Genomic DNA, 26,537 nt, shown 5'->3' with positions numbered 1-26,537 from the left:
GGAAGATCGGAAGACCAGACGGCGGCTGCACTGGCAAAACGTTCCGCCGGCGCATCTTCCTGCATCGGCATACCGGGGATCCAGCGCACAGGATGGCCGAGCGACGCCTGAAACGCCGCCAGCGCGCGCGCCTGAAAACCGACGAAGCCGATAATCTGGTTAATCAAAATGATATCCGGGGTGGTCAACCCGACTTCATCAAGCTGCCCACGCGATGCGCTGCCAATCACTGACGGCGAGCTGGCAAGCTGACGCGCATACTGGGTGATTTGCGCCAGTCGGCGGTTGCTCTCACGTGACGAATCCGGGCCGGGCAGCGGGGCCAGACGCGCGGCGTAGTGATTGCATAAACGCTGCACACCATACACCTGCGCCGCCGTTAACGCGGTGCTGAGCCGGTCATAGGCGCTGAACGTCTGCAGGCGGCTCACCTGCACCACATCAGGAAAAAGCCGGTCACTTAACGCTCGGGCGGGTTGCAGCCAGCAGTCGCAGGCATTCAGGAGAACATCAGGCAGGGAGAGGTCCAGCAAAAAACGATCGTCTACGTGAGCGGCTTCCGGGACCAGTGGCAGAGCGTCGCCTCGTGAGGCTCGTGACTGGGTTTCATGATACCAGTGGCTTTTGCCGTAAACGCGGCGTTGCTCCATGGGTGTTCCTTGATCTGAAAGTGGCGATCCGGAGACAACACGTGGCACACCGGACCGTTTATGAATAAATATCCTGGCGTAAGGCGTGAAAGGGAGAAAATATTGTTGAGTGATAACAAATAGCAGAAAGATATAACGCAGAAGGGACGGGATTTCCCCCTCTTCACGGGCGTGAAGAGGGGAAGGAAATTATTTAATTTCCAGTTCGTTCATGGCAGCGATGTTGAAACCACCGTCAACGTGAACGACTTCACCGGAGATACCGGCTGACAGGTTGGAGCACAGGAAGGCCGCCGTGTTGCCCACGTCTTCAATGGTCACGGTACGACGAATCGGGGTCACCGCTTCGCAGTGCGCCAGCATTTTACGGAAATCTTTAATACCGGACGCCGCCAGCGTACGGATCGGACCTGCGGAGATCGCGTTGACGCGAACGCCTTCCGGACCCATCGCGTTCGCCATGTAACGGACGTTCGCTTCCAGAGAGGCTTTTGCCAGACCCATCACGTTGTAGTTCGGGATCGCACGCTCTGCACCAAGGTAGGAGAGCGTAAGCAGCGCGGAATCCGGGTTCAGCATTTCACGGCAGGCTTTCGCCAGCGCAACGAAGCTGTAGGCGCTGATGTCGTGGGCGATTTTGAATCCGTCGCGAGTCACGGCGTTAACGTAGTCGCCATCCAGCTGATCGCCCGGTGCAAAACCAATAGAGTGCACGAAACCATCGAATTTCGGCCACACTTTCGCCAGATCAGTGAACAGCGCGTCGATGCTCTCATCTTTAGCAACATCACATTCCAGAACAATGCTGGAACCCAGTTGAGCGGCGAATTCTTCAACGCGGCCTTTCAGTTTGTCGTTCTGATAGGTGAAAGCCAGCTCAGCCCCTTCACGGTGCATCGCCTGTGCGATACCGTAGGCGATGGACAATTTACTGGCCACGCCAGTGACCAGAATGCGCTTACCGGAAAGAAAACCCATAGCTTGTAATCCTTATCGTCATTGTTATGGCGATCCGCACAGGAATCCGGCAGACCGTCGTTAAAACGCGGCGATTCTAACATGAAGAATCACCGGAGTTAATCCGACCACTGAATGTTAGCGATCCTTACGCCAGGCATCGGCGGTTAACGCTTCGCCAAAATGCCCGGCAATTAACCGCTTTGTCAGCTCATGCAGCGGAGAAGCCAGCACGTCGGCGGTGCTGCCGCGCTCCACCACTTCACCCTGATGCATCACCATCACCTGATCGCTGATGTGTTTCATCATGCCCAGATGCTGGGTCACATAGATATAAGAGATACCTTGCTTATCCTGTAATTCCAGCATCAGGTTCACCAGTTGCGATCGCATCGACATATCGAGCGAGGCCAGCGCTTCGTCACAGATGATCACTTTCGGGCGCAGGATCAGCGCCCGCGCCAGCCCCAGACGCTGTTTCTGCCCGGGCGCCAGCATATGCGGATAGTAACTCGCGTGATCAGGCAACAGGCCAACCATCTGCAGCGTTTCGTAAATGTGTTTTTGCCGCGCGTCCGCGTCCAGTTCGGTGTTCAGGCGCAGCGGAAAATCAAGAATTTGCGAGATGCGCTGGCGCGGGTTCAGCGACGTTGACGGATCCTGAAAAATCATGCGGATCCGCTGGCTGCGAAACGAATAATCGCCGAAATGCAGTGGGTGATCGTCAATCAGCAACTCGCCAGTGGTGGGCTCCACCATTCCCGCCAGCATTTTTGCCAGCGTTGATTTGCCCGAACCGTTTTCACCGATGATCGCCAGCGTCTGTTTTTCGCGCAGGGTAAAGCTGAGCGGCTTCACGGCGTCGACGTTCTGCCGATGGAACCAGCCGGTGCGATAGCGAAAGGTCTTACTCAGATTGCGAACTTCAAGCAGGGTTTCGACCATCTCACTCTCTCTCCATGTTCAGCGGGAAATGACAGGCATACAGATGGTTTTTCGCCCCCGTCAGTCGTGGCGTCTCGATGCATTTGCGCTGGGCGTACGGGCAGCGCGGCCCCAGACGACAGCCCATCGGCAACTGCTCCAGTAGCGGGATGGCCCCCGGCAGGGTGTTCAGTCGGCTCTTGTGCGGCATCGCGCTGCCAAAATCGGGGATCGCGCGGATCAGTGCCTGGGTATACGGATGATGCGGCGTGGTGATCAGCTCCTCGCTCGGCGCGGTCTCCACCGTTTGCCCACAGTACAGCACGTTCACTTTATCCGCCCACTGGCTGAGCATTTGCAGATCATGACTGATCAGCAAAATCGTGGTGTTGTTGTTCTGATTGAGGCGCGTCAGCAGGCGGAAAATCTGCGCCTGGGTAGTCGGCTCCATCGCGTTGGTCGGTTCATCGGCAATCAGCAACCGTGGCTGATTCGCCAGCGCAATGGCGATCATCACTTTCTGACATTCGCCATCGGTCAGTTCATAGGGAAAACTGCGCATTGCGTCTTTATGATCTTTAATCCCCACGCGGTGCAGCAGTTCAATGGCGCGGCGTTTGCGCCAGCCAATGCGCTGCCACCAGCGGCCTTTAAAGGTCCAGGCGGGAATGTTCTGCATCAGCTGACGGCCAATTTTTGCTGATGGATCCAGGCAGCTTTGCGGCTCCTGGAAAATCATCGACACGTTGTGGCCGACCAGCTTGCGGCGCTCGCGGGCGGAAAGGCGCAACAGATCGATATCGTCAAAACGCATACGGTCCGCCGTCACCCGCCAGTTGTCTTTGGTCACACCGCAAATCGCTTTCGCGATCAGGCTTTTCCCGGAGCCGGATTCACCCACCAGCCCGCGGATCTCGCCCTCGGCCAGCGTCATGCTGACGCGGTCGACGGCTTTCACCCAGTCGTCGCCGGTTTTAAATTCAATGGTCAGGTTGCGGATATCAAGTAACGGCATTATTCCACCCCCGCAATAATGGCGCGGCGGATCCCTTCGCCCAGCAGGTTAATCAGCAACACGCTCAGCATGATGGCACCGCCAGGCAGCATGACGGTCCACGGCGCAACGTAGATTAACTCCAGCGCATCGCCGAGCATCGCACCCCATTCCGGGGAGGGCAGTTGCGCGCCCAAATCAAGAAAGCCGAGCGCGGCGATATCGAGAATGGCCATCGACAGCGCGCGGGTGATTTCCGTCACCAGCCCGGAGGCGATATTCGGCAGTACCGCAAACCACAGAATATTCAGCGTTGATGCACCATCGAGACGCGCCGCCACCACATACTCTTTTTCCAGCTCATCGTGCACCATACTGTAAACCGAGCGCACCATGCGCGGCAGCAGCGCCAGCCAGACGGCAAACATCGCGTGGATCAGATGCGGCCCGGCAAACGCCACCACGATAATCGCCAGCAATAAAGACGGAATCGACAGCAGCGTATCGAGAATATGGTTCATCACCGCCGAGCGCAGGCCATGCGTGGCACCGGCAACGACACCTAATATCAGGCCGAACAGCGTGGCGGCGAGCGTCACCACAAATGCGCCGCCCACGGTGGGCGCGGCGCCGCTCAGCAGACGGCTTAACACATCGCGGCCCAAATCGTCGGTGCCGAGGAAGAACGACACCTCGCCATAGCGTGACCATGATGGCGGCATCAGCTGATAGCCGAGGAATTGTTGATCGATGCCGTAGGGCGCAAACCAGCCGCCAAACACGCAAAGTACCGCCAGCGCCGCGCAGCCGTACAGGCCGATCATTGCGCTGGTATCGCCATAGAATTTCCGCCACACGGTGCGCAACGCGCCAGGCGGGCGCTTTTCTAAATAGACGCTATCGTAGGGCATACCATTCCTTATGTTTCAGCGGGTTAGCCATCGCACCCAGAATATCGGAGATCACGTTAACGATAATCACCAGCGAACCAATCACCATCACCCCGGCGGAGATCGCGGCGTAATCCTGCTGGCGAATCGCGTTGATCAGCCAGCGGCCCAGCCCCGGCCAGCTGAACACCATTTCGGTGATCATCGCCAGCGTCAGCATGGTGGAAAACTGCAGGCCGAGACGCGGGATCACTGGCGGCAACGCGTTGTGCAGGACGTGGCGGCGCAGAATGGTCAGGCGCGAAATCCCGCGCGTGGCGGCGGCTTTGACGTAGTTCGAGTCGTACACTTCTATGGTGCTGATGCGCATCAGGCGGATCACTTCCGTGGTTGGCGCGACCGCCAGCGTCAGCACCGGCAATACCATATGGCGCAGAGCACTGACGATCATCTCATCGCGCCATGGCGAATCGGAAAGCCAGGCGTCGATCAGCGCAAACCCGGTGACGTTTTTCACTTCATACAGCAGGTCAAAGCGTCCGGAGACCGGGAACCAGCCGAGCGTTAAGGAAAAGAAGAGGGTGAGCAGCAGCGCCAGCCAGAACACCGGAATGGAAAACCCGAGCAGCGCCACGGCGCTGATAAATTTGTCCTGCCATTTGTTGCGCATAATGCCGGCCAGCATACCGACGGGGATCCCCACCATCAGGGCAAAACCGAACGCCAGAATGCACAGCTCCATGGTGGCCGGAAACACCTCTTTCAGCTGTTCGGAGATCAACTGTCCGTTGATGCTCGACACGCCAAAATCCCAGTGCAGCACCCCGGTAAACCAGAACAGCCACGCATTCCAGAACGATGCGCCCTGGAGTGGCGCATGCGGTGTGAAATAGCTCAGGCTGAAGCCGATAAAGGTCAGGAAAAAGAGCGTCACCAGCAGCAACAGCACACGACGCAGGGTAAAGATAATCATGGCTTTTTCACCTCGCTTTCTTTTTCCCTTGAGACCCCGGCGAACGAGGCGTTACCAAACGGGCTCAGCACCAGCCCTTTGATATCGTAGCGGTACGCCTGCAGACGCAGCGATGACGCCAGCGGCAGCACCGGCAGCTCTTTCGCCAGAATCTGCTGCGCTTCGTCATAGGCGTCAATACGCGACGCCAGCTGTTGCGATGCCAGCGCCTTGCGCAGCACGTCGTCAAAATTGTTATTGCACCAGTGAGCGAAATTGGTCTGCGAACTGATGGCCGCGCAGCTCAGCAGCGGACGGAAGAAGCTGTCCGGATCGTTACTGTCCGTCGCCCAGCCGGTGAGGGTGAGATCGTGGGTCATGTCCATCAGCCGTGCCTCCTGAAAACGCCCCTCGACCGGTACAATCACCACGTTAATGCCCACCTGCGCCATGTCTGCCTGGATCAGCTCGGCGGTTTTGAGCGGGCTTGGGTTCCACGCCTGCGAACTGGTCGGCACCCACAGGTGCAGCGTCATGTTTTCCAGCCCCAGCGCTTTCAGCCGCGCCCGCGCTTTTTCCGGATTATATTCGGTAATTTTAGCTTCATTGTCGTAGGCCCACGACGCGCGCGGCAGAATAGAGGCCGCCGTTTCGGCAGTACCGTAATAAATCGACTGCATCAGGCGCTGATTGTTGATGGCCAGCGCCAGCGCGTGGCGCACTTCCGGGTTATCCAGTGGCGGTTTGTTGGTGTTAAACGCCAGATAGGCGATGTTCATGCCAGGACGCAGGGTCAGACGCAGACGGGGGTCGTCACGCAGAATTGTTAACTGGCTGGCGGCAGGCCACGCCAGCACGTCGCATTCACCGGTCAGCAGGCGCGAAAGACGACCGGTGCCGCCAGCGCCGAGGTCAACGACCACCTGCGGCATCAGCGGTTCCCCGCGCCAGAATTTTTCATGACGCTGCAGGCGAATGTATTGCCCGGAACGGTACTCATCGAGGCGAAACGGTCCGGTGCCTACCGGCTGGCGATCAAGCTGTTCCTGACGATCTTCCCTGGTGAGCAGCGCGGCGTATTCCGCCGACATCACTGAGGCGTAGTGGGTCGCCAGATGCCACAGGAACGAGGCGTCAGGGCGCTTCAGGCGGAACTCGACGGTGCGGTTATCCAGCTTGCGCACGCTGTCGACGCTGTCGGCAAACTGGAGACTGTCGAAGTAGGGGAAGTTACCGCCGTTGACGTAGTGCCACGGATGGTTGCGATTAAAAATGCGTTGAAAGGTAAACACCACATCGTCGGCGTTCAACGCACGCGATGGGGTAAACCAGCGGGTAGTCTGAAACTGCACGTTACCGCGCAGACGGAAGCGGTAGGTCGCGCCGTTGTCGAGCACTTCCCAGCTTTCCGCCAGCTCCGGCACCAGCCGGTAGGTATAGGGGTCAACATCTAACAGACGGTCATAAAGCTGGGCGGCCAGCGTATCAACGATCAGGCCGCTGCCCGCCTTTTGCGGGTTGAAGGTATTGACCTGCCGCTGACGCAGTAGACAAAACCGCTGTCACGAATGTCGGCTTGCCCGGGAACCGGGGCGGGAGGCACGGCGGCGGCAAAAACCTGACCGCACAACAATCCGGCCACGGCCAGCAGGGATGACAAATTGAGTCGCATAATTTCTTTGCAATTTAGGCTGATCTGCAAAGTGTATCGCACTTAAGGCTACCAGGTACAAATGTCTGCGTACAACTGGTGTAAAAGTCACCAGCAGCGTGAGGTTTTATGAGAGTTGATGAGGTGATGTGATTCGGCATTTTATCCTGTTGAGGGGTTTACTGTGGCGAATATTAACCCTGAGACAACACGATGAAACGTACAACGCTATTTACCCTTCTGATCCTCGGATCTGCCAGCCTGCTGGCCTTTAACGCCCGCGCCGGGCAGTCGGATGTCACCTGCAGTTATCACCATACGCTCGGCGATGACTCGATAATGATGACCGGAAAGCCGAATCAGGCGATGCTGCATGATTTTTTCGGCAATACCCACACCGATGCCTTTTCCACTTACGACACACTGCGGGCGCAGCCGGAAACGACCTGCAACAACAAAGCGGACAGCTCAGCCTACTGGGCCCCGACGATGCGGCTGCCCGACGGTGAGATCGTCAAACCGTCGTATCAGAAAACCTATTATCAGTCGACGAAAGATGCGACTAACCCGCTGACACCCTTCCCGGCAGGGCTGGCGCTGCTGGCTGGCGATCATCACGGCAGCGCACCGAGCAACCGCATTACCTTTCTGTGTGGCAACGGAAACGGTTACAGCAACAAAGCCGGAGAAGTATGCGGCCTGCGCAGCAAAGGCGATGCGGTGCAGTTCAACGTGGGCATTCAGTTTCCTGACTGCTGGGATGGCGTTCACCTGATGCCGGGTCATGGCAAGCCGAATGCCGCTTACAGCAGCAATGGTGTCTGCCCGGCTGATTTCCCGGTCAAAATTCCGAGGGTGAATCTGAATCTGGCGTGGGTCTTACCGCAAATCACAAGCCTGGATACGGCGAAAATCCAGTTCTCGATGGATCCGGTGATGAACGGCGACCAGCGTACGGAACAGTGGGGCGGTGTCTATACCGTGCATGCTGATTTTCTCAACGGCTGGACCGAAGAAGGGGCGCGGTTTATGACCGATCTGTGCATGAACAACGGTATGGATTGCAACCATATGGTGCCGTGGAGCTACCGGACGGCGAGTGAAGATACCTATGTCAGCAGCGCCGAGCCGGATCGTAACTTTGGTCAGTCGCCGGACCTTTTTACCCGTCAGAACAAAACCAACGGTGATCAGATGATGACGCTGATGAAGTTCCCCATCCCGCCTGTGCCAGCGGGCCTGACGGAGGCGCAAAAAGCGTCATTCAAATATCAGGTTCGCATCTATGGCACACGCGTGGAAAGTGGTCAGGACATGATCTATTTCTCGCCGGTCGCCAGCAATAGCTGGCACGAGAATAACGTCACCTGGAATAACCGACCCGCCGTGGCCGCAGGCAATAAAAGCGGGTTATACATCGGCAAAACGCTGGAGTATCGCTACGTTAACGTGGACAACGAGGTCAAAAAAGCCCTCGCAGAGGGTAAAACAGAGATTTCCTGGTATCTGGGCGGCGATAATTATGACAAGTCCTACCGCTTTAACAGCCGCGAAACCAAAGAAAACCTGGTGCTGATGCTGACCCGCTATCAGGAAGTGAAGGAAAATTGAGTGCTATAGCGGGTGTTTCTTCAGTAGCGCCCGCAGCTGATGATAGGTGAGGCCCAGCAGTTCTGCGGCTTTTTTCTGGTTAAACTTCGCCTGCTGGAGACTCTGCTCCAGCAGCGCTTTTTCCTGTTGCTGCTGGAATTCGCGCAGATCAATCGGCAATGTCAGCGTGTTTTCCACCGGCTCCGGCGGCGCCACTTTGCGCTGGAACGGATCGATAATAATCTCATCCAGCGGCGTTTCACTGCTGCCGTGGCGGTAAACGGAGCGCTCAACCACGTTTTTCAGTTCGCGGATGTTGCCCGGCCAGCGATAGCTGAGCAGCGTTTCGCGGGCGTGTTCCGTAAAACCGGGGAACAGCGGGAGTTTCAGTTCGCGGCACATCTGAATNNGCAGCGGCTGGCTGCCGCCGACGCGCTCCAGTTCGCCGTATTCAATCACCCGCAGCAGCTTTTCCTGCACCAGCATCGGCGCGGTGGCGAGTTCATCGAGGAACAGCGTGCCGCCGTCCGCCCGTTCAAAACGGCCCGGATGGCGTTTTTGCGCGCCGGTAAAGGCCCCGGCCTCATGGCCGAACAGTTCGGAGTCGAGCAGGTTTTCGTTCAGCGCCGCGGCCCCTGCCAGCGGGTGGAGAGAAAGTGCAGGCGGTTGGCGATAAGCTCTTTCCCGGTGCCGCGTTCGCCGATGATCAACACCGGTTTATCGAGCGGCGCCAGTCGGGAGACCTGTTCAAGCACCTCAATAAAGCGGTTCGCTTCGCCGAGCAGATTGTCTTTGTATTCAGCCATGATGAAATTAACCACTTGTTGGTGTGATTCACCAGGGTACTGTAAATCCTTGCTGAGTAAATATCAACCAGTTCATTGAAAATCAATAAGATAAAAAGTTGGCACGCGAATTGTATTATCCAGTCAGCAGGGCTATGCCCGATAACAGAACTGTGAGGATTGTAATTATGGGTATTTTTTCTCGTTTTGCCGACATCGTGAACGCCAACATCAACTCGCTGCTTGAAAAAGCGGAAGATCCGCAGAAGCTGGTGCGACTGATGATTCAGGAAATGGAAGATACGCTGGTGGAAGTGCGTTCCACCTCTGCCCGTGCGCTGGCGGAAAAGAAACAACTGACCCGCCGTGTTGAGCTGGCCACCGCGCAGCAGACCGAATGGCAGGAAAAAGCCGAGCTGGCGTTGCGTAAAGAGAAAGAGGATCTGGCGCGTTCCGCGTTGATTGAGAAACAGAAGCTGACCGATCTGATCGGCTCGCTGGAGCATGAAATCACGCTGGTTGACGAAACGCTGACCCGCATGAAAAAAGAGATCGCCGAGCTTGAGAACAAACTCAGCGAAACCCGCGCCCGTCAGCAGGCATTGTCGCTGCGTCACCAGGCGGCCAGCTCGTCCCGCGACGTGCGTCGTCAACTGGACAGCGGCAAGCTGGATGAAGCGATGGCGCGTTTCGAGTCTTTTGAGCGCCGTATCGATCATATGGAAGCGGAAGCCGAGAGCCACAGCTTTGGCAAACAGAAAACGCTCGACCAGCAGTTTGCCGAACTGAAAGCGGATGATGAAATCAGCGTGCAACTGGCTGAACTGAAAGCCAAAATGAAACAGAATGACCAATAACAAAAATACACTTTGCCGGATGGCACCGGGTCAGGTGCCATCTCATCATCTGTAAGGAGTACATATGAGCGCGCTTTTTCTTGCCATCCCGTTGACCCTGTTTGTGTTGTTTGTCCTGCCCGTGTGGTTGTGGCTGCATTACAGCAATCGCTCGAAAAACGGTGGCCTGGCGCAAAGCGAACAGCAACGGTTGCTGCAACTGACGGACGAGGCTAAACGCATGCGCGAGCGTATTCAGGCGCTGGAAGCGATTCTTGACGCCGAGCACCCGAACTGGAGAGAAAAATAATGGCTGGACTGGATCTGAATAAAAAGCTGTGGCGCATTCCGCAGCAGGGCATGGTGAAGGGCGTGTGCGCCGGGATTGCTTATCATCTCGACGTCCCGGTCAAACTGATCCGCCTGGTCACCATTCTGGCGATGCTTTTTGGTCTGTTCTTCTTTGTTATCGTCGCCTATATCATTCTGACGTTTGCGCTCGATCCGATGCCGGACGAGGCGCTTCACGGCGAAAAACAACCATCCAGCGGCGATCTGCTGAACGCCGTAGATGAAGAACTGGCTGCAGGCGAACAGCGTCTGCGCGAAATGGAACGCTACGTCACCTCCGATACCTTTACGTTACGTAGTCGGTTCCGTCAGCTTTAATGTTTAAGAGGCGAGTCATGAATAACAAATGGCAACAGGCACGGCAGAAAGTGAAACCCGGCATCAAAATCGCCGGTAAACTGGTCCTGCTGACCGCGCTGCGCTACGGCCCCGGCGGCCTGGCCGGTTGGGCGGTGAAATCGGTCGCCCGCCGCCCGGTGAAGCTGCTGCTGGCGTTCGCGCTGGAGCCGTTGCTCAAAAAAATGGCGAGTCGTTTCTCCAACCGCTATTTTAGCGGTTGATTGTCCTCTCATTACTGGCCCTCGTAACAAACCACCCCATTATTTGCGACAGCTCACAATAATGATTTGAGCTGTCGCACACTATCATTTTTCATCTCTCCATATCGTTGACAGAGTATTTTCATGGGAGTAGATTGCCATTCCGTGGGACCGCTACCATGGAATGTAAAGTGAACGCGATAATTAATGAATTAATCAATAATGTATATGGTGAATCTTTTACACCAGAACACTGGCAAGTGCTTTATAAGCACATTAACGATGCGCAGTCAGATATTTTTCATACGCGCAAGTCAGGCTGGGATGAACAGGATGTCGTATTAATTACCTATGCCACTCAGTTTTGTGAAGAGGGCAGTAAAGGGCTGCCTGTTTTTACCTGTTTCTATAATCAATGGTTCGCCGATGTTTTTAGTCATACGCATCTTCTGCCATTTTATCCCTGGTCGTCGGATGATGGCTTTTCGGTTATTGATTATCATCGCGTCGACCCCGAGGCGGGTGAGTGGAGCGATATTGCCGAATTAAAAAAATCGACGAACCTGATGTTTGATTTTGTCTGCAATCACATGTCAGCAAAAAGTGAATGGTTTAACAATTATTTACTGCAGAAACCAGGGTATGACGATTATTTTATTGCCGTGGATCCTGCTACGGACCTGTCAGCCGTTATCCGTCCTCGCGCATTGCCTCTGTTAACGCCGTTTACTCTGCATGAGGGTACCGTACGCTATTTGTGGACGACATTCAGTAACGACCAGGTGGATCTTAATTTCGCCAGTCCGAACGTTCTTATCGCGATGGTTGATGTGCTGCTTCATTACCTGAAAGAAGGGGCAGACTATATCCGCCTTGATGCCGTTGGTTTTATGTGGAAAGACCCCGGAACGTCATGCCTGCATCTGGACAAAACGCATCAACTTATCCAGTTATTCCGCGCTATTTCTGACATGGTGGCACCCGGCACGGTGATCATCACTGAAACCAACGTTCCGCATAAAGACAACATTTCTTACTTTGGCAATGGTCGCAACGAGGCGCAGATGGTTTATCAGTTTTCGTTACCGCCGCTCGTGCTGCATGCGATCCATAGCCAGAATGTACAGACTTTATGCCGCTGGGCGCAGGGGCTAACATTACCGTCAACGGCCACCACCTGGTTTAATTTCCTCGCGTCACATGACGGCATTGGTCTGAACCCGTTGCGGGGCATCTTGCCGGAAGCCGATATACTTTCGCTTGTCGATAAACTGCAAAGTGAAGGCGCGCTGGTGAACTGGAAAAATAATCCGGACGGCACGCGCAGCCCGTATGAAATCAACGTCACCTATCTCGATGCCCTGTGTGAAAGAAACAGCAGCGATCAACAACGAATCGCGAAATTTATTTTGGTGCATGCCTTGCTGTTAACCTTTCCTGGTGTTCCGGCTATTTATATTCACAGCATGCTTGGCTCGCGTAACGATTATGAAGGTGTTGCGCGACTGGGATATAACCGCGCCATTAATCGCAAAAAATATGATAAAGCGGAAATTGAGGCCGAACTCGAAAATCCTCACAGTCTTTGTCACGCAATATATTACTCGCTGGTGAAATTAATTACGCTTCGTCGCCAGCACAAAACTTTTCATCCCAACGCCAAAACCGCTTTTGAAACGGCGAATGATTACGTTCTTAAAATAGTGCGCACCGATAATACCGGGGCGCGAATGATTGCTTTATTTAATTTCAGTCAGAATGCGCAGAATATCATTCTGGATATAGCCTCTGGCGAAGAGTTAATTACCCACGCACCCATAAACGAGAGAGCACTGACCCTTAATCCCTGGCAGGCAATGTGGATTACTGAAAACTAAAAAGGAAAGTGGAAAATGAAAATGCCAAAAAGCGTGCTGATTACAGCACTGGTTTCGTGCGCCCTATTGGCCGGGTGCAAGGATGAAAACGCAGCCTCCGTGACTATTGAATTTATGCATTCTTCAGTGGAGCAGGAACGGCAGGCGGTTATTACGCGATTGATCGACCGTTTCGAAAAGGACAACCCGACAATTAAGGTGAAACAGGTGCCGGTGGAGGAGGATGCCTACAACACTAAAGTCATCACCCTGGCACGCAGCGGGGCGCTGCCGGAGGTGATCGAAGTCAGCCACGACTACGCCAAAGTCATGGATAAAGAACAGCTTCTTGACCGCAAAGCGATCAGTAACGCCATCGCCTCGGTCGGTGAAAATACGTTTTACGACGGGATCCTGCGGGTGGTGCGCACCGAAGATGGCACGGCCTGGACGGGCGTTCCGGTGAGTGCCTGGCTGTCAGGCGTCTGGTACCGCAAAGACGTGCTGGCGGCTAAGGGGATAGAAGAACCGCATAACTGGCAGCAGTTGCTGCAAGCCAGTCAGGCGCTGAGTGATCCATCAACAAAGCACTACGGGATTGCGCTGCCTACTGCGGAGAGCGTGATGACCGAGCAGGCTTTCTCCCAGTTTGCGCTTTCCGGCGGCGCGAATGTATTTGACGCGCAAGGTCATGTGGCGCTCGATACCCCGGAAATGGCGCGGGCGTTGACCTTCTACCGCGACCTGGCTGAAACCACCATGCCAGGCTCCAACGATGTAATGGAAATCAAAGACGCCTTTATGAATGGCACGGCACCGATGGCGATTTACTCGACCTACATTCTGCCCGCGGTCTTTAAAGAAGGGGAGCCCGCGCATCTGGGTTTTGTCGTGCCGACGGAAAAATCGGCGGCAGTCTACGGCATGATCACGTCGTTAACGATTACCAACGGTCAGACCGACGAGGAAACGAAAGCGGCAGAGAAGTTTGTCGTCTGGATGGAGCAGGCACAAAACGCGGCGGACTGGGTGATGATGTCACCGGGTGCGGCACTGCCGGTGAACAAACAGGTGGTAGACACGGCGGCCTGGAAGGAGAACGCCGTGATCAAAGCGTTCGGGCAGCTTCCCTATGAATTGATCGCGCAATTTCCCAACGTGCAGGTTTTTGGAGCGGTTGGCGACAAAAACTTCACCCGCATGGGCGACGTGACCGGATCCGGCATTATCAGTTTGATGGTGCATAACGTGACGGTCGGTAAGAAAGATCTGCCCACGACGCTCAGCGACAGCCAGCAGCGTCTGACTGACCTCATCTCGCAATGACAGGAGCGCCCCGCGAAGGAATTATGAAAAGGTGGTTTTCTGGTCGTTCAGACATGCCTTTCGCCATGCTGCTGCTGGCCCCCAGCCTGCTATTGCTGGGGGGCCTGGTCGCCTGGCCCATGTTATCCAATATCGAAATCAGTTTTCTGCGGTTACCGCTCAACCCGCGTATCAACGCCACGTTTGTGGGTGCAGAAAACTATCTCCGTATTCTCAGCGATGCCGCGTTCTGGCATTCCCTGTGGACCACATTCTGGTACACGGCGCTGGTGGTGGCAGGGAGTACCGGCCTGGGACTGGCAGTGGCCGTCTTTTTTAATCGCGAGTTTCGCCTGCGTAAAACGGCGCGTTCACTGGTGATTCTGTCCTACGTCACGCCGTCGATTTCACTGGTGTTTGCCTGGAAGTACATGTTCAACAGCGGCTACGGGATTGTGAATTATCTGGGTGTCGATCTGCTGCATTTCTATGATCAGGCGCCGCTGTGGTTTGACAACCCCGACAGCAGTTTTGTGCTGGTCGTGCTGTTCGCCATCTGGCGTTACTTTCCGTATGCGTTTATCTCGTTTCTGGCGATTTTGCAGACCATTGATAAATCGCTGTACGAAGCGGCAGAAATGGACGGCGCAAACGCCTGGCAGCGTTTTCGCATCGTTACGTTACCGGCGATTTTACCGGTGCTCGCCACGGTGGTGACGTTGCGCACTATCTGGATGTTCTACATGTTCGCCGATGTGTATCTGCTGACGACGAAGGTCGACATCATTGGCGTCTATCTCTACAAAACGGCGTTCGCGTTTAACGATCTGGGGAAAGCGGCGGCCATCTCCGTCGTGTTGTTTGTGATTATTTTCGCCGTCATTCTGCTGACCAGAAACAGGGTAAATCTCAATGGCAACAAATAAACATGTGCGCAATCGCATTGGTTTTTATCTGGGACTGGCGTTGTTTCTGATCGTCACGCTGTTTCCGTTTTTCGTGATGCTGATGACCTCCTTTAAAAGCGCGAAAGAGGCGATTTCACTGCACCCGACGCTGTTTCCCCAGGCATGGACGTTCGAGCACTACGTCGATATTTTCAATCCGCTGATTTTTCCCTTCGTGGATTATTTCAGCAGTAGCCTGGTCGTCTCATTAACCTCATCGGTCGTTGCGGTATTTTTAGGGACGCTGGGCGCGTATGCGCTGTCAAAACTCCGCTTTAAAGGGCGTGCGACGATCAATGCCAGTTTTTACTCGGTCTATATGTTTTCCGGCATTTTGCTGGTGGTGCCGTTGTTCAAAATCATCACGGCGCTGGGGATCTACGACACCGAACTGGCGCTGATTATCACCATGATCACCCAGACGCTGCCGACCGCCATTTTTATGTTGCGCAGCTACTTCGATACCATCCCTGATGAAATTGAAGAGGCGGCGATGATGGATGGCCTGAACCGGCTGCAGATTATTTTTCGCATCACGGTGCCGCTGGCGATCTCCGGGCTGGTGTCGGTCTTTGTCTACTGCTTTATGGTGGCATGGAACGACTATCTTTTTGCTTCAATTTTCCTTTCCAGTGCCAGTCATTTCACCTTGCCGGTTGGGCTAAATACCCTCTTTAGCACCCCGGACTATATCTGGGGACGCATGATGGCGGCCTCGTTGGTCACGGCGCTGCCGGTGGTGGTGATGTATGCGCTTTCGGAACGTTTCATAAAAAGTGGTTTGACCGCCGGTGGCGTTAAGGGCTGAGGCGGCCTGTTTAACAAGGAGTCACAAATGAAGAAGTTAGTTGCGACCGCGCCACGTGTGGCGGCGTTAATGGAATATGAAGACCGCCCGGTAGCGGCGCATGAAGTCAAAATCCGCGTACGTTATGGCGCACCGAAACACGGCACAGAAGTGGTCGATTTTCGCGCGGCAAGTCCCTTTATCGACGAAGAATTTAACGCCGAATGGCAGATGTTTACGCCGCGTGCGCCGGACGCCGCGCGCGGCATTGAATTCGGCAACTTCCAGCTCGGCAATATGGTGGTTGGCGACATCATCGAGTGCGGCATCGACGTGACCGACTATCAACCGGGCGACAGCGTATGTTGCTACGGCCCGTTGCAGGAGACGGTGATCGTCAATGCGGTCAACAACTATAAGCTGCGCAAAATGCCACAAGGGGCATCGTGGAAAAACGCCGTCTGCTATGACCCGGCTCAGTTCGCAATGAGCGGTGTGCGTGATGCCAACGTGCGGGTGGGCGATTTTGTGGTGGTGGTGGGGTTGGGGGCTATCGGCCAGATTGCTGTCCAGCTGGCGAAAAAAGCGGGTGCGTCGTGGGTCATCGGTGTTGATCCGATTGCACACCGCTGTGATATTGCCCGTCGCCACGGCGCCGATGTCTGTCTGAACCCGAACGGCACGGACGTTGGCCTTGAGATCAAGACACTCACCGGCAAGCAGGGCGCGGACGTGATCATCGAAACCAGCGGTTTTGCCGATGCGCTGCAGTCGGCGCTGCGTGGTCTGGCGTATGGCGGCACCATTTCCTACGTCGCCTTTGCTAAGCCGTTTGCCGAAGGCTTTAACCTCGGCCGGGAAGCGCATTTCAACAATGCGAAGATCGTTTTCTCGCGCGCCTGCAGTGAACCGAATCCGGACTATCCGCGCTGGAGCCGGCAGCGTATTGAAGAGACCTGCTGGGAGTTGCTGATGAACGGTTATCTCGACTGCGACGATCTCATCGACCCGATAGTGACATTTCCGAACAGCGCAGAAAGCTACATGAATTATGTCGACCAGCACCCCGAACTGAGCATCAAAATGGGCGTCACGTTTTAAGCTACGGAGAGCATCAATGAAAATCGCAACACAGAATCAACCCTTTTTCCCGACGACACTTCGCGAAAAATTCCATTACATCAAAGGCATGGGATTCGATGGTTTTGAAATCGACGGCAGATTGCTGGTAGACCATCTCGACGAGGTCAAAGCCGCGATTAAAGCCACTGGTTTGCCGGTGATCACTGCGTGTGGTGGCTACGACGGCTGGATCGGTGATTTTATCGAAGAACGGCGTCTCAATGGTCTGCAGCAAATCGCGCGGATCCTGGAGGCGCTGAGCGAGGTGGGCGGCAAGGGGATTATCGTGCCAGCCGCCTGGGGGATGTTCACCTTCCGTCTACCGCCGATGACCTCACCGCGCAGCCTGGAAGGAGATCGTAAAGCGGTCAGCGCCTCATTGCGTTGGCTGGATGAAGTGGCGGCGCGGACAGGGACCACGGTCTATCTGGAGCCGCTCAACCGCTATCAGGATCATATGATCAATACCCTCGCCGATGCTCGTCGCTATATCGACGAGAACGCGTTGAAGCACGTCGAGATCATTGGCGATTTCTATCATATGAACATCGAAGAAGACGATATCGCACAGGCGCTGCACACCCACCGTGACCGACTCGGCCATGTTCATATCGCCGATAATCACCGTTATCAGCCGGGCAGTGGTAGCCTGGATTTTTCAGCGCTTTTTGATCAACTGCGCGCCGATCATTATCAGGGCTATGTGGTGTATGAGTGCCGAGTCCGGGCCGACAATCCCGCTCAGGCCTATCAGGACTCGCTCACTTTCCTGCGTGAATGCTAAGGATGGCGAGTGTGATGAATGCTTCTCTGTCGACGCCGCTGCGCGTCGCCATTATCGGTGCCGGGCAGGTGGCGGACTGCGTCCATGCGGCGTATTACGCCACGCGTCCCGATCTGCAACTGGTGGCGGTGATGGACAACCGATTGCCGCAGGCGCAGGCCTTTGCTGAACGCTACGGTATCACCGGGGTATACCAGGATGTACAGCAAATGCTACATGACGCCACGCCCGATATCGTCAGCGTCTGTTCGCCCAACCGTTTCNCGCTGGCGGCGGGGTGTCATGTGATGTGTGAAAAGCCGCCAGCCATGACGCCGCAGCAGGCAGAGCAGATGCGCAATGCGGCGCGAAAAGCCGGAAAAGTGCTGGCGTACGATTTTCATCATCGTTTTTCGCACGATGCACAACTGTTGCGTGACGCGGTGCAGAACGGCGTTTTCGGTGAAATTTATGTCACCACGGCGCAAGCGCTGCGCCGTTGCGGCGTACCGGGATGGGGCGTCTTTACCAATAAAGCGTTGCAGGGCGGCGGGCCGCTTATTGATATCGGTATTCATATGCTGGATGCAGCGATGTACGTGCTGGGTTTCCCGGCGGTGAAACGGGTTACGGCTCACAGCTTTCAGAAACTGGGGAACCGCAAAAATCGCGGCCAGTTCGGTGAATGGGACCCGGCAACCTTTACTGTTGAGGATGCGCTGTTTGGCACACTCGAATTCTGCAATGGCGGCATTCTGCGGCTGGAAACGTCTTTCGCGCTTAACATTCGTGAACAGTCGGTGTTGAACGTATCGTTTTGTGGTGAGAAGGCGGGCGCGATGCTGTTTCCGGCACACATTTTTGCTGATGTCGACGGTGAGTTACACACCCTGGCGCAGCGTGATGAGACCGACGATCAGCGTCATCTGCGCAGCATGGAGGCCTTTGTTCAGCACGTATTGGGCGAGCCGGTAATGATTGCCGATGCAGAACAGGGGGTGGTGATCCAGCAGCTGATCGCCGCGCTGTATAACGCCGCGGAAACGGGGGAGTGTGTTGAATTATGCTGACGCTCACTACCTTAACCGATCCGGCATTTTGCCCACACAGCCTGAATAAATACGCGTCAGTGATGGCCTGCGGCAATGGCTATTTGGGCGTCCGCGCCGCCCATGAAGAAGACTATACCGGCCAGACGCGGGGGATGTACCTTGCCGGGGTCTATCATCGCGCCGGACGCCACGACACTAACGAACTGGTCAATCTGCCGGACGTGATGGCGGTGGGATTACAGCTCGATGGCGAGAATTTTACGCTGCTGGCCGGGGAAATACTGAGCTGGCAGCGCGAGCTCCGTTTTGCCAGTGGTGAGCTGTGTCGTCACGTCATCTGGCGTTCTGCCTCGGGGGCGCGTTTTTGCATTGAAAGCCGCCGCTTTGTCTCGCTCGATCAGTTGCCTGTACTGGCGCAACAGTTTTCGGTGACGCCGCTGGATGCCCCGGCGCAGATCAGCCTGACGACAGGCATCGATGCGACGCAAACCAACAGCGGCAGGCAACATCTGGATGAAGTGTCCGTACGGGTCTATGGCGAACAGAGTTTGCAGGGGATCTATGAAACCCAGGATCAGTCGACGGAAGTGGTGATTTCCGCCTCCTGTCAGTTTTCGCTGCCTGGCGAGCGCTGTTTTACGGCGAAAAACCGTCGCCTGTCCTGTCACCATGCGCTGACCGTCGCGCAAGGGCAAACCGTCACGCTGGAAAAAATCGTCCGGGTGGTGCATCGCCATGAAAAGGCGATCTCACCGGCGACGTTCGCAAAAAACGCAATGAACGCGCTACAAACGTGTGCCGTTCTGGGTTACGAGAAACTCCTCGAAGAGACCACCCGGGCGTGGCAAAAACGGTGGGACACGAGTCGCGTCGCGGTGAGTGCCGACGATCCGCAGGATCAAGTGGCGCTGGATTATGCGGTCTGGCATCTCCATGCAATGACGCCAGAGCATGATGAGCGTTGCAGTATTGCCGCGAAGGGGCTAACAGGCGAGGGGTACAAAGGGCATGTTTTCTGGGATACCGAAATTTTCCTGCTGCCGTTTCACCTGTTTACCCGCCCGCAGGTCGCCCGCAGTCTGCTGCGTTACCGTTGGCTGAATCTGCCAGGCGCCCGCGAGAAGGCTCGCCGCAATGGCTGGCCGGGGGCGCTGTTTCCGTGGGAGAGCGCCGCCAGTGGCGACGAAGAGACGCCTGAGTTCGCGGCAATCAATATTCGTACTGGCTTGCGGCAAAAAGTCGCCTCTGCGCTGGCAGAACATCACATCGTCGCCGACATTGCCTGGGCGGTCGTCGCCTACTGGCAGGCGACTCACGATGACGACTTCATGCGCAAAGAGGGACTGACGCTGCTCATCGAAACGGCGATGTTCTGGACAGGGCGCGCCACCGAGGTGGAGGGCCGTCTGGAAATTCATGACGTGATCGGGCCGGACGAATACACCGAGCATGTCAATAACAACGCCTATACCAACTATATGGCCTGGCATAACGTCGCTCATGCGCTGACGTTTATGCAAAAGTTTAATCGTCNAAAAGTTTAATCGTCAGGATGCGTCCTTCCCCCGCGCCGCCAGCGACTTTTTACAGCGCTTATGGTTACCACCGGCGGATGCGCAGGGCGTTATTCCTCAGGATGATACCTTTCTCAGCAAACCGGTTATCGATCTCAGCCGCTATAAAGCCCACGCGGGTAAACAAACGGTGCTGCTGGATTACTCACGCGCCGAGGTCAATGCCATGCAGATCCTCAAGCAGGCCGATGTGGTGATGCTCACTTATCTCCTGCCTGCGCATTTTACCCGCCAGCAATGTCAGGCGAATCTCGCGTTTTATGAGCCACGCACGATTCACGATTCCTCACTCAGCAAAGTGATTCATGGCATTGTCGCTGCGCGCTGTGGCGACACCACCCGCGCTTACGATTTCTGGCGCAGCGGCGCGAGCATTGACTTAGGCGACGATCCGCACAGCAGCGATGACGGCATCCATGCCGCTGCCACCGGGGCGATATGGTCCGGCGTTATCCAGGGCTTTGCCGGGCTGGACATCATCGACGGTGAATTGCAGCTTTCCCCGGCGCTTCCTGTGCAATGGCAACGGTTGAGCTTTCCGCTGCGCTGGCGTGATGCGCAATTAACGCTCGTCATTGAACATGATGCGGTCACCATCAACACCACCTCGTCTGTGGCGCTACAACTGTGGGGATTGTCGGTGATGGCGACGGGGCAGCAAACCTGGTGGCGTAAGGACTTTTCTTTACCTGATTCTGGGACCGCTACCACAGCGACGGAGGGAAAACCATGACAGTGAAAGCGGTCATTTTCGATTTAGATGGCGTGATCACCGATACGGCGCACCTCCACTTTGACGCCTGGCGCGCCACCGCCGCTGAGGTGGGCATTACCATCGACGACGCATTTAATGACGGACTGAAGGGCATCAGCAGGATGGAGTCGCTACAGCGGATCCTGCGCCATGGCGGGAAAGAACAGGCGTTTAATGTCGACGAATGCCGTGCACTGGCGCAACGGAAAAATGCGCGCTATGTGCAGTCGCTGGCGTCGCTGAACGAGGACGCGCTGTTGCCGGGCGTCCGCGACCTGCTGGCGGAACTCCGGCTGGCAAAAGTGAAAATTGGCCTCGCGTCAGTATCACTGAATGCGCCCCGTATTATGCAGGCGCTTGGCATCGTCCCGGCCTTTGATTTTTGCGCCGATGCGGCGCGTGTCGCCCGATCAAAACCCGATCCCGCTATTTTTCTTGCGGCCTGCCAGGGGCTGGGGGTCAGGCCGGAAGCGGCGATTGGCATTGAGGATGCGCAAGCCGGTGTGGATGCCATTAACGCCGCAGGAATGCTGTCGGTAGGCATCGGTCACGCGTTACACAATGCGGATTTGCACCTCGCGACGACAACCGAATTAACCTGGCACTGTTTATCCGGGCTCTGGGCCAGGACTCGTGGCCCGGGATCGAACCAATAAGGAAACCACAATGGCTCAACTCTCTTTGAAACATATTCAAAAAATTTATGATAATCAGGTGCATGTGGTTAAGGATTTCAGCCTCGATATCGCCGACAAAGAATTTATTGTCTTTGTCGGGCCGTCCGGCTGCGGAAAATCGACCACGCTGCGCATGATTGCCGGTCTGGAAGCGATCAGCGCGGGGGAGTTGATCATTGATGGCGTGCGGATGAACGATGTCCCGGCGAAGTCACGTGATATTGCGATGGTATTTCAGAATTACGCGCTGTACCCGCATATGACCGTCTATGACAACATGGCGTTTGGCCTGAAGATGCAAAAAATTGCCCCTGCTGTGATTGAAGAGCGGGTGAACTGGGCGGCACAAATCCTGGGCTTGCGTGACTATCTGAAGCGTAAACCCGGCGCGTTGTCTGGCGGCCAGCGCCAGCGCGTGGCGCTCGGCAGGGCAATTGTGCGGGAAGCGGGCGTCTTTTTGATGGATGAACCGCTGTCTAACCTCGACGCGAAGCTTCGCGTTCAGATGCGGGCGGAAATCAGCAAGCTGCATCAGAAGCTCAACACCACGATGATCTATGTCACCCACGATCAGACGGAAGCGATGACCATGGCGACGCGGATAGTGATCATGAAGGACGGCATCATTCAGCAGGTCGGTGCGCCAAAACAGGTCTATAACCAGCCAGCGAATATGTTTGTTGCGGGATTTATTGGTTCGCCTGCAATGAATTTTTTGCGTGGCGCGATCGATGGCGACTGTTTTGTCACGGAAACGCTACGCCTGAAAATTCCGCAGAATAAACTCAGTGTCCTGAATGCACAGGGTTATCAACGCAAAGCGGTGATTTTTGGCATTCGGCCGGAAGATATTATCAGCTCACCCTCAGTGGTTCCGGATATTTCGGTACGCATCAGCGTGGCGGAACTGACTGGCGCGGAATTCATGCTGTACGCCACCATCGGTGGTCATGAACTGGTCGTCCGCGCAGGGGCCACAAACGATTATGCCGCCGGGGATAATATTGGCATCACCTTTGACATGGATAAAAGCCATTTCTTTGATGCGAGCAGCGAAAACACTATTCAATAAAAATGTTGTGTCGCCGGGAATAATCTTTCCCGGCTTTGGGTTGTTATATTAATAAAGGAATAACTAATGAGTACTCTACAACGAAGTGCTGCGCTTTTATTGTGCGCAGGGGTTACGTTCGTCCATGCCGCAGAGCAAGACCATCCCTGGGATTTTAACGTTGGCGCGATGATTGAAAGTGAAAACGTTGAAGGACAAGGGGAAGACCAGGATGGATTGTTTGAACCGTCTGTTTATTTTAATGCCAGCAAAGATGCCTGGAGAATTTCCGTTGCCATGTATCAGGAAGGCCCGGTGAATTACAGCGACAGGTCGCGGGGCACTTATTTTGATCGTCCTGAGCTGGAAATACGGTATCAGTTTACGGGTAGTGATGATTTTACTTTTGGGCTGACCGGCGGCTTTAGAAATTACAGCTATCATTTTGAAGATGAGAGCGGCAAAAACACCGGTAGCGCGAATATGCAGCGTTATAAACTGCAGCCAGACTGGGATATCAAACTGAGTGATGACTGGCGCTTTAGCGGTTGGCTGGCACTGTATCAGTTTGGTCATGATCTGGATAAAACCGGTTATGCTGACAGCCGCGTCGAAACAGAATCCGGCGTCAGCTGGCGCCTGAATGAAACGGTTTCTGTTAAGGTGAATTACTACCTGGAGCGCGGTTTTAACACGGACAATGGCAGTAATAACGGTGAATTTTCAACCCAGGAGATCCGCGCCTATTTACCGATTTCGCTTGGGCAAACGACCATTACCCCTTATACCCGCCTGGGTCTGGATCGCTGGTCAAACTGGGACTGGCAGGATGATCCCGAGCGTGAAGGGCATCATTTTAATCGTCTTGGCTTGCTATATGCCTACGATTTCGATAACGGCTTTTCCACTACGCTTGAATATGCCCATGAATGGGAAGATCATGATGAAGGGAAAACGGATAAATTTCATTACATCGGCGTTGGTATAAATTACGCGTTCTGACAGGAATCACCACAGGGGCCGTCTGGCCCCTGGCGTCAGGCAGGTGACGAGGTCAACGAAAGAGACGTCCCGACAATCACCCGTGGCGGAACCGGTTTTCCGGCAATGCGGCTGAACAGCAACTGACAACTCTCTTCGCCAAGGGCGCGGGTCGGAATATCAAATCCTCCGGGCGGTGGGTTTAATATGAGCGACAACATCGGGTCGCTATATCCGGCGACAGCCAGTTGCTGCGGAATAGCCAGTTGTAATTCTTGCGCCGCCCGGTACAGGCTGAGTATTTTCATGCTGTCAGTCGCAAAAACGGCATCGGGTTTTTTGGCCGAAGATAACAATTCACGCGCCGCGGCAAGCCCGCTTTCGTGTGTATATCCGCCATCAATGATCCAGTCCGGATTTAGCGTAATAGCGTGCTTTTTCAGGCTGGCTTTATAGCCGGCAAGACGATCAATCGAGACGTGAAAATCGAGGGGTGCATGCAAACAGGCAATATTGCGATAGCCCTGCTGAATAAAGGTATCGGTTAGCGTGATGCTGTCATTGAAATTATCGGTATCGACAGAATAGATGTGACGATAATCACCTTCTACCTTACCAATCACCACTACCGGAATAGCCCACTGATCGAGCCGCGAAAAAAAGGATTCATCAGCGGGCGAACTCAGCATGATGATACCTTTAATCATTTTTTGCTTAATTTTGTTTTCGCATTTTATCAGGTCGTCTTCACTGCTTTTGGACGTTTGCAATATAACATCAAAACCTTCCGCTTCCGCTTTTGCCGTAATGGTGTGCAGCACCTCGGAGAAAAAGGGATTTCCCGCCGTGGTTTTTGCCGGGCGTGTAGATATCACCATAATGGCATCAAAACCCGACGAGGTCAGCGCGCGGGCTAATTTATTCGGCTGATAATTTAACGCCTCAATAGCTTTCTCGACTTTCTCTCGGGCTTCCGGGGAGATATTGGTTTGTTTATTGAGAACTCTGGACACGGTTGATTTCGAAACACCAGCAACACGCGCAATATCATAAATCGTGGGTGACATACCCTGGCGAGCTCCATCATGTCGGCGGGAGAGGTATCTTACTTGAGAAAAATCAGCAAAGACAATGTTTATGAATTGAATATCAACGCGCTGCCCAAATCTACTGTATTCTGAAGCTATTTATTGTGGTTTCAAGGCAATGAAGGAAGGCGATGAAACGACTGAAAAATGAACTTAATGCCCTGGTTAACCGCAGCGTGGATCGCCATCTGCGCCTTGCAGTGACCGGGCTGAGCCGTAGCGGGAAAACGGCGTTTATCACCGCGATGGTGAACCAGTTGATGAATATACACAGCGGCGCACGGTTGCCGCTGCTCAGCGCCGTTCGAGAGGAGCGGTTGCTCGGCGTGAAGCGCGTGCCGCAGCGGGATTTCGGCATTCCGCGATTCACCTACGATGAGGGCATCGCACAACTGTACGGCACGCCGCCGACCTGGCCGACGCCAACGCGCGGCGTGAGTGAAATCCGTCTCGCGCTGCGTTATCGATCCAATGATTCGCTGATGCGCCACTTCAAAGACACCTCCACGCTGTACCTGGAAATTGTGGATTACCCGGGCGAATGGCTGCTCGATTTACCGATGCTGGCGCAGGATTATCTGAGCTGGTCGCGGCAGATGGTCGGTCTGTTGCAGGGGCAACGTGGCGAATGGTCCGCGCACTGGCGGCAACTTTGTGAAGGGCTGGATCCGCTGGCGCCTGCTGATGAAAATCGCCTCGCCGCGATTGCCGACGCGTGGACGGAATACCTGCATACCTGCAAACAGCAGGGAATGCATTTTATTCAGCCGGGGCGGTTTGTGCTGCCGGGTGACATGGCGGGTGCCCCCGCGCTGCAGTTTTTCCCCTGGCCGGACGTGGATGTCGTCGGTGAGGCGAAACTGGCGCAGGCGGGTAAACAGACCAACGCCGGGATGCTGCGCGAGCGGTTTAACTACTACTGCAATAACGTGGTGAAGGGCTTTTACCGCGACTATTTTCTGCGCTTTGACCGCCAGATTGTGCTNTTCAACGATATGCGGCTGGCGCTGACGCAACTAATGCAAAGCTTCCATTACGGGCAGCGCACGCTGTTCCGCCGCCTGTTTTCACCGGTGATCGATAAGCTGCTGTTTGCGGCGACCAAAGCCGATCACGTCACGGTCGATCAGCATGCCAACATGGTTTCGCTGTTACAGCAACTGATTCAGGACGCCTGGCAAAACGCGGCATTTGAAGGGATCAGCATGGACTGCCTCGGGCTGGCGGCGATCCAGGCGAGGGACGCCAAAAAGCCGCTGCCGCATATTCGCCTTGATGCCGCGCTGGAGTTTTTAATCGGAGATAAATTGCGATGAGCGAACCGTTAAAACCGCGGATTGACTTCGCCGGTCCACTGGATGTGGAGAAAGAAGAACTGCTGAAAACGGCGCAAACCTTTGCCGCCGGAGACGCGGAAAAATTCACCCCCGCGCTGGCGGAAGAGACGCTGCCGGAAGACGG

General features: G+C 55.1%; 23 protein-coding genes and 4 pseudogenes. 18 read left to right on the top strand and 9 right to left on the bottom strand.

The features are described from left to right. From GM30_RS23360 to sapA, 7 genes and pseudogenes are all read right to left on the bottom strand, one after another. The coding region (locus GM30_RS23360) for a CMD domain-containing protein (RefSeq protein WP_420802287.1) at positions 1-650 on the bottom strand (650 nt) is incomplete at its 3' end. A gap of 189 nt (positions 651-839) precedes the next feature. Then, complete coding sequence (gene fabI, locus GM30_RS23355; RefSeq protein ID WP_049850535.1) at positions 840-1,628, bottom strand: enoyl-ACP reductase FabI; 789 nt, start codon at positions 1,626-1,628, stop codon at positions 840-842. A gap of 117 nt (positions 1,629-1,745) precedes the next feature. Further along, a complete protein-coding gene (gene sapF, locus GM30_RS23350; protein ID WP_049850534.1) occupies positions 1,746-2,552 on the bottom strand; it encodes a putrescine export ABC transporter ATP-binding protein SapF in 807 nt (268 codons plus the stop codon). A gap of 1 nt (position 2,553) precedes the next feature. Further along, on the bottom strand, positions 2,554-3,546 hold the full coding sequence (gene sapD, locus GM30_RS23345; protein ID WP_049850533.1) for a putrescine export ABC transporter ATP-binding protein SapD: 993 nt from the start codon (positions 3,544-3,546) through the stop codon (positions 2,554-2,556). After that, complete coding sequence (gene sapC / locus GM30_RS23340) at positions 3,546-4,436, bottom strand: putrescine export ABC transporter permease SapC (RefSeq protein ID WP_049850532.1); 891 nt, start codon at positions 4,434-4,436, stop codon at positions 3,546-3,548. The genes sapD and sapC overlap by 1 nt, the downstream gene beginning before the upstream one ends. After that, positions 4,423-5,388 carry a putrescine export ABC transporter permease SapB gene (sapB, locus tag GM30_RS23335; RefSeq protein WP_049850531.1) on the bottom strand — a complete coding sequence of 322 codons (966 nt, stop codon included), beginning with the start codon at positions 5,386-5,388 and terminating at the stop codon, positions 4,423-4,425. Before sapB ends, sapC begins: the two co-directional genes overlap by 14 nt. Next, positions 5,385-7,039: pseudogene (sapA, locus tag GM30_RS23330) on the bottom strand (ABC transporter substrate-binding protein SapA). Before sapA ends, sapB begins: the two are co-directional and overlap by 4 nt. A gap of 192 nt (positions 7,040-7,231) precedes the next feature. Here sapA and GM30_RS23325 point away from each other — a divergent pair. Next, positions 7,232-8,629: a DUF1996 domain-containing protein gene (locus tag GM30_RS23325; protein WP_049850530.1), complete on the top strand. Its 1,398-nt coding sequence runs from the start codon at positions 7,232-7,234 to the stop codon at positions 8,627-8,629. Positions 8,630-8,632: 3 nt separating this feature from the next. On the opposite strand, the pseudogene GM30_RS23320 reads toward GM30_RS23325, so the two are convergent. Further along, positions 8,633-9,414: pseudogene (locus GM30_RS23320) on the bottom strand (sigma 54-interacting transcriptional regulator). A 167-nt stretch (positions 9,415-9,581) separates the two neighbouring features. Here GM30_RS23320 and pspA point away from each other — a divergent pair. The 15 genes and pseudogenes from pspA (at position 9,582) to GM30_RS23245 (ending at position 24,009) form a co-directional block, all read left to right on the top strand. Further along, on the top strand, positions 9,582-10,250 hold the full coding sequence (gene pspA / locus GM30_RS23315) for a phage shock protein PspA (protein WP_049850529.1): 669 nt from the start codon (positions 9,582-9,584) through the stop codon (positions 10,248-10,250). Between the two features lie 64 nt (positions 10,251-10,314). After that, on the top strand, positions 10,315-10,539 hold the full coding sequence (gene pspB, locus GM30_RS23310; protein WP_038154269.1) for an envelope stress response membrane protein PspB: 225 nt from the start codon (positions 10,315-10,317) through the stop codon (positions 10,537-10,539). Next, a complete protein-coding gene (pspC, locus tag GM30_RS23305) occupies positions 10,539-10,898 on the top strand; it encodes an envelope stress response membrane protein PspC (RefSeq protein ID WP_049850528.1) in 360 nt (119 codons plus the stop codon). Before pspB ends, pspC begins: the two co-directional genes overlap by 1 nt. Positions 10,899-10,915: 17 nt before the next feature. Beyond that, positions 10,916-11,140 (top strand): phage shock protein PspD, encoded by a 225-nt coding sequence (gene pspD / locus GM30_RS23300; RefSeq protein ID WP_049850527.1) that lies wholly within the window; start codon positions 10,916-10,918, stop codon positions 11,138-11,140. A gap of 158 nt (positions 11,141-11,298) precedes the next feature. Further along, positions 11,299-12,996: a sugar phosphorylase gene (locus GM30_RS23295; protein WP_049850526.1), complete on the top strand. Its 1,698-nt coding sequence runs from the start codon at positions 11,299-11,301 to the stop codon at positions 12,994-12,996. 15 nt (positions 12,997-13,011) lie between these two features. Continuing rightward, entirely contained in the window at positions 13,012-14,301 is a 1,290-nt protein-coding gene (locus GM30_RS23290) for an ABC transporter substrate-binding protein (RefSeq protein ID WP_049850525.1), read from the top strand. A 23-nt stretch (positions 14,302-14,324) separates the two neighbouring features. Continuing rightward, the gene (locus GM30_RS23285; RefSeq protein WP_049850524.1) at positions 14,325-15,206 is read left to right on the top strand and encodes a carbohydrate ABC transporter permease; all 882 of its coding nucleotides are present in this window, start codon (positions 14,325-14,327) and stop codon (positions 15,204-15,206) included. Then, a complete protein-coding gene (locus GM30_RS23280; RefSeq protein WP_049850523.1) occupies positions 15,193-16,035 on the top strand; it encodes a carbohydrate ABC transporter permease in 843 nt (280 codons plus the stop codon). The genes GM30_RS23285 and GM30_RS23280 overlap by 14 nt, the downstream gene beginning before the upstream one ends. A 27-nt stretch (positions 16,036-16,062) precedes the next feature. Next, complete coding sequence (locus GM30_RS23275) at positions 16,063-17,115, top strand: D-guloside 3-dehydrogenase (RefSeq protein ID WP_049850522.1); 1,053 nt, start codon at positions 16,063-16,065, stop codon at positions 17,113-17,115. A gap of 16 nt (positions 17,116-17,131) precedes the next feature. Then, a complete protein-coding gene (locus tag GM30_RS23270) occupies positions 17,132-17,920 on the top strand; it encodes a 3-dehydro-D-guloside 4-epimerase (RefSeq protein ID WP_049850521.1) in 789 nt (262 codons plus the stop codon). 14 nt (positions 17,921-17,934) lie between these two features. After that, entirely contained in the window at positions 17,935-18,969 is a 1,035-nt protein-coding gene (locus GM30_RS23265) for a D-glucoside 3-dehydrogenase (RefSeq protein ID WP_049850536.1), read from the top strand. Further along, positions 18,963-21,258, top strand: a pseudogene (locus GM30_RS23260) (glycoside hydrolase family 65 protein). The gene GM30_RS23265 and the pseudogene GM30_RS23260 overlap by 7 nt, the downstream one beginning before the upstream one ends. Beyond that, the gene (gene pgmB, locus GM30_RS23255; protein WP_049850520.1) at positions 21,255-21,935 is read left to right on the top strand and encodes a beta-phosphoglucomutase; all 681 of its coding nucleotides are present in this window, start codon (positions 21,255-21,257) and stop codon (positions 21,933-21,935) included. Before GM30_RS23260 ends, pgmB begins: the two are co-directional and overlap by 4 nt. Before the next feature lie 10 nt (positions 21,936-21,945). Further along, a complete protein-coding gene (locus GM30_RS23250) occupies positions 21,946-23,028 on the top strand; it encodes an ABC transporter ATP-binding protein (RefSeq protein ID WP_049850519.1) in 1,083 nt (360 codons plus the stop codon). Positions 23,029-23,094: 66 nt separating this feature from the next. Further along, the gene (locus GM30_RS23245; protein WP_049850518.1) at positions 23,095-24,009 is read left to right on the top strand and encodes an OmpG family monomeric porin; all 915 of its coding nucleotides are present in this window, start codon (positions 23,095-23,097) and stop codon (positions 24,007-24,009) included. A 35-nt stretch (positions 24,010-24,044) separates the two neighbouring features. On the opposite strand, the gene GM30_RS23240 is transcribed toward GM30_RS23245, so the two are convergent. Then, positions 24,045-25,055, bottom strand: coding sequence for a LacI family DNA-binding transcriptional regulator (locus GM30_RS23240; protein ID WP_049850517.1), 1,011 nt, complete (start codon positions 25,053-25,055; stop codon positions 24,045-24,047). A gap of 152 nt (positions 25,056-25,207) precedes the next feature. Between GM30_RS23240 and GM30_RS23235 the strand changes: the two genes are divergently transcribed. Next, entirely contained in the window at positions 25,208-26,392 is a 1,185-nt protein-coding gene (locus GM30_RS23235) for a YcjX family GTP-binding protein (protein ID WP_049850516.1), read from the top strand. After that, a pseudogene (locus GM30_RS26495) lies at positions 26,389-26,537 on the top strand (TIGR01620 family protein); the annotation flags it as partial. The gene GM30_RS23235 and the pseudogene GM30_RS26495, both read left to right, overlap by 4 nt.

It is taken from the genome of Trabulsiella odontotermitis, assembly GCF_001188485.1.
Lineage (GTDB): Bacteria > Pseudomonadota > Gammaproteobacteria > Enterobacterales > Enterobacteriaceae > Trabulsiella > Trabulsiella odontotermitis_A.
Note: the sequence above shows the minus strand (reverse complement) of the source record. Positions and strands in the feature narration are given on the sequence as shown.

Coding starts and splice junctions, on each gene's coding strand:
- fabI (WP_049850535.1), bottom strand. CDS start 1,628: ATGGGTTTTCTTTCCGGTAAGCGCATTCTGGTCACTGGCGTGGCCAGT.
- sapF (WP_049850534.1), bottom strand. CDS start 2,552: ATGGTCGAAACCCTGCTTGAAGTTCGCAATCTGAGTAAGACCTTTCGC.
- sapD (WP_049850533.1), bottom strand. CDS start 3,546: ATGCCGTTACTTGATATCCGCAACCTGACCATTGAATTTAAAACCGGC.
- sapC (WP_049850532.1), bottom strand. CDS start 4,436: ATGCCCTACGATAGCGTCTATTTAGAAAAGCGCCCGCCTGGCGCGTTG.
- sapB (WP_049850531.1), bottom strand. CDS start 5,388: ATGATTATCTTTACCCTGCGTCGTGTGCTGTTGCTGCTGGTGACGCTC.
- GM30_RS23325 (WP_049850530.1), top strand. CDS start 7,232: ATGAAACGTACAACGCTATTTACCCTTCTGATCCTCGGATCTGCCAGC.
- pspA (WP_049850529.1), top strand. CDS start 9,582: ATGGGTATTTTTTCTCGTTTTGCCGACATCGTGAACGCCAACATCAAC.
- pspB (WP_038154269.1), top strand. CDS start 10,315: ATGAGCGCGCTTTTTCTTGCCATCCCGTTGACCCTGTTTGTGTTGTTT.
- pspC (WP_049850528.1), top strand. CDS start 10,539: ATGGCTGGACTGGATCTGAATAAAAAGCTGTGGCGCATTCCGCAGCAG.
- pspD (WP_049850527.1), top strand. CDS start 10,916: ATGAATAACAAATGGCAACAGGCACGGCAGAAAGTGAAACCCGGCATC.
- GM30_RS23295 (WP_049850526.1), top strand. CDS start 11,299: ATGGAATGTAAAGTGAACGCGATAATTAATGAATTAATCAATAATGTA.
- GM30_RS23290 (WP_049850525.1), top strand. CDS start 13,012: ATGAAAATGCCAAAAAGCGTGCTGATTACAGCACTGGTTTCGTGCGCC.
- GM30_RS23285 (WP_049850524.1), top strand. CDS start 14,325: ATGAAAAGGTGGTTTTCTGGTCGTTCAGACATGCCTTTCGCCATGCTG.
- GM30_RS23280 (WP_049850523.1), top strand. CDS start 15,193: ATGGCAACAAATAAACATGTGCGCAATCGCATTGGTTTTTATCTGGGA.
- GM30_RS23275 (WP_049850522.1), top strand. CDS start 16,063: ATGAAGAAGTTAGTTGCGACCGCGCCACGTGTGGCGGCGTTAATGGAA.
- GM30_RS23270 (WP_049850521.1), top strand. CDS start 17,132: ATGAAAATCGCAACACAGAATCAACCCTTTTTCCCGACGACACTTCGC.
- pgmB (WP_049850520.1), top strand. CDS start 21,255: ATGACAGTGAAAGCGGTCATTTTCGATTTAGATGGCGTGATCACCGAT.
- GM30_RS23250 (WP_049850519.1), top strand. CDS start 21,946: ATGGCTCAACTCTCTTTGAAACATATTCAAAAAATTTATGATAATCAG.
- GM30_RS23245 (WP_049850518.1), top strand. CDS start 23,095: ATGAGTACTCTACAACGAAGTGCTGCGCTTTTATTGTGCGCAGGGGTT.
- GM30_RS23240 (WP_049850517.1), bottom strand. CDS start 25,055: ATGTCACCCACGATTTATGATATTGCGCGTGTTGCTGGTGTTTCGAAA.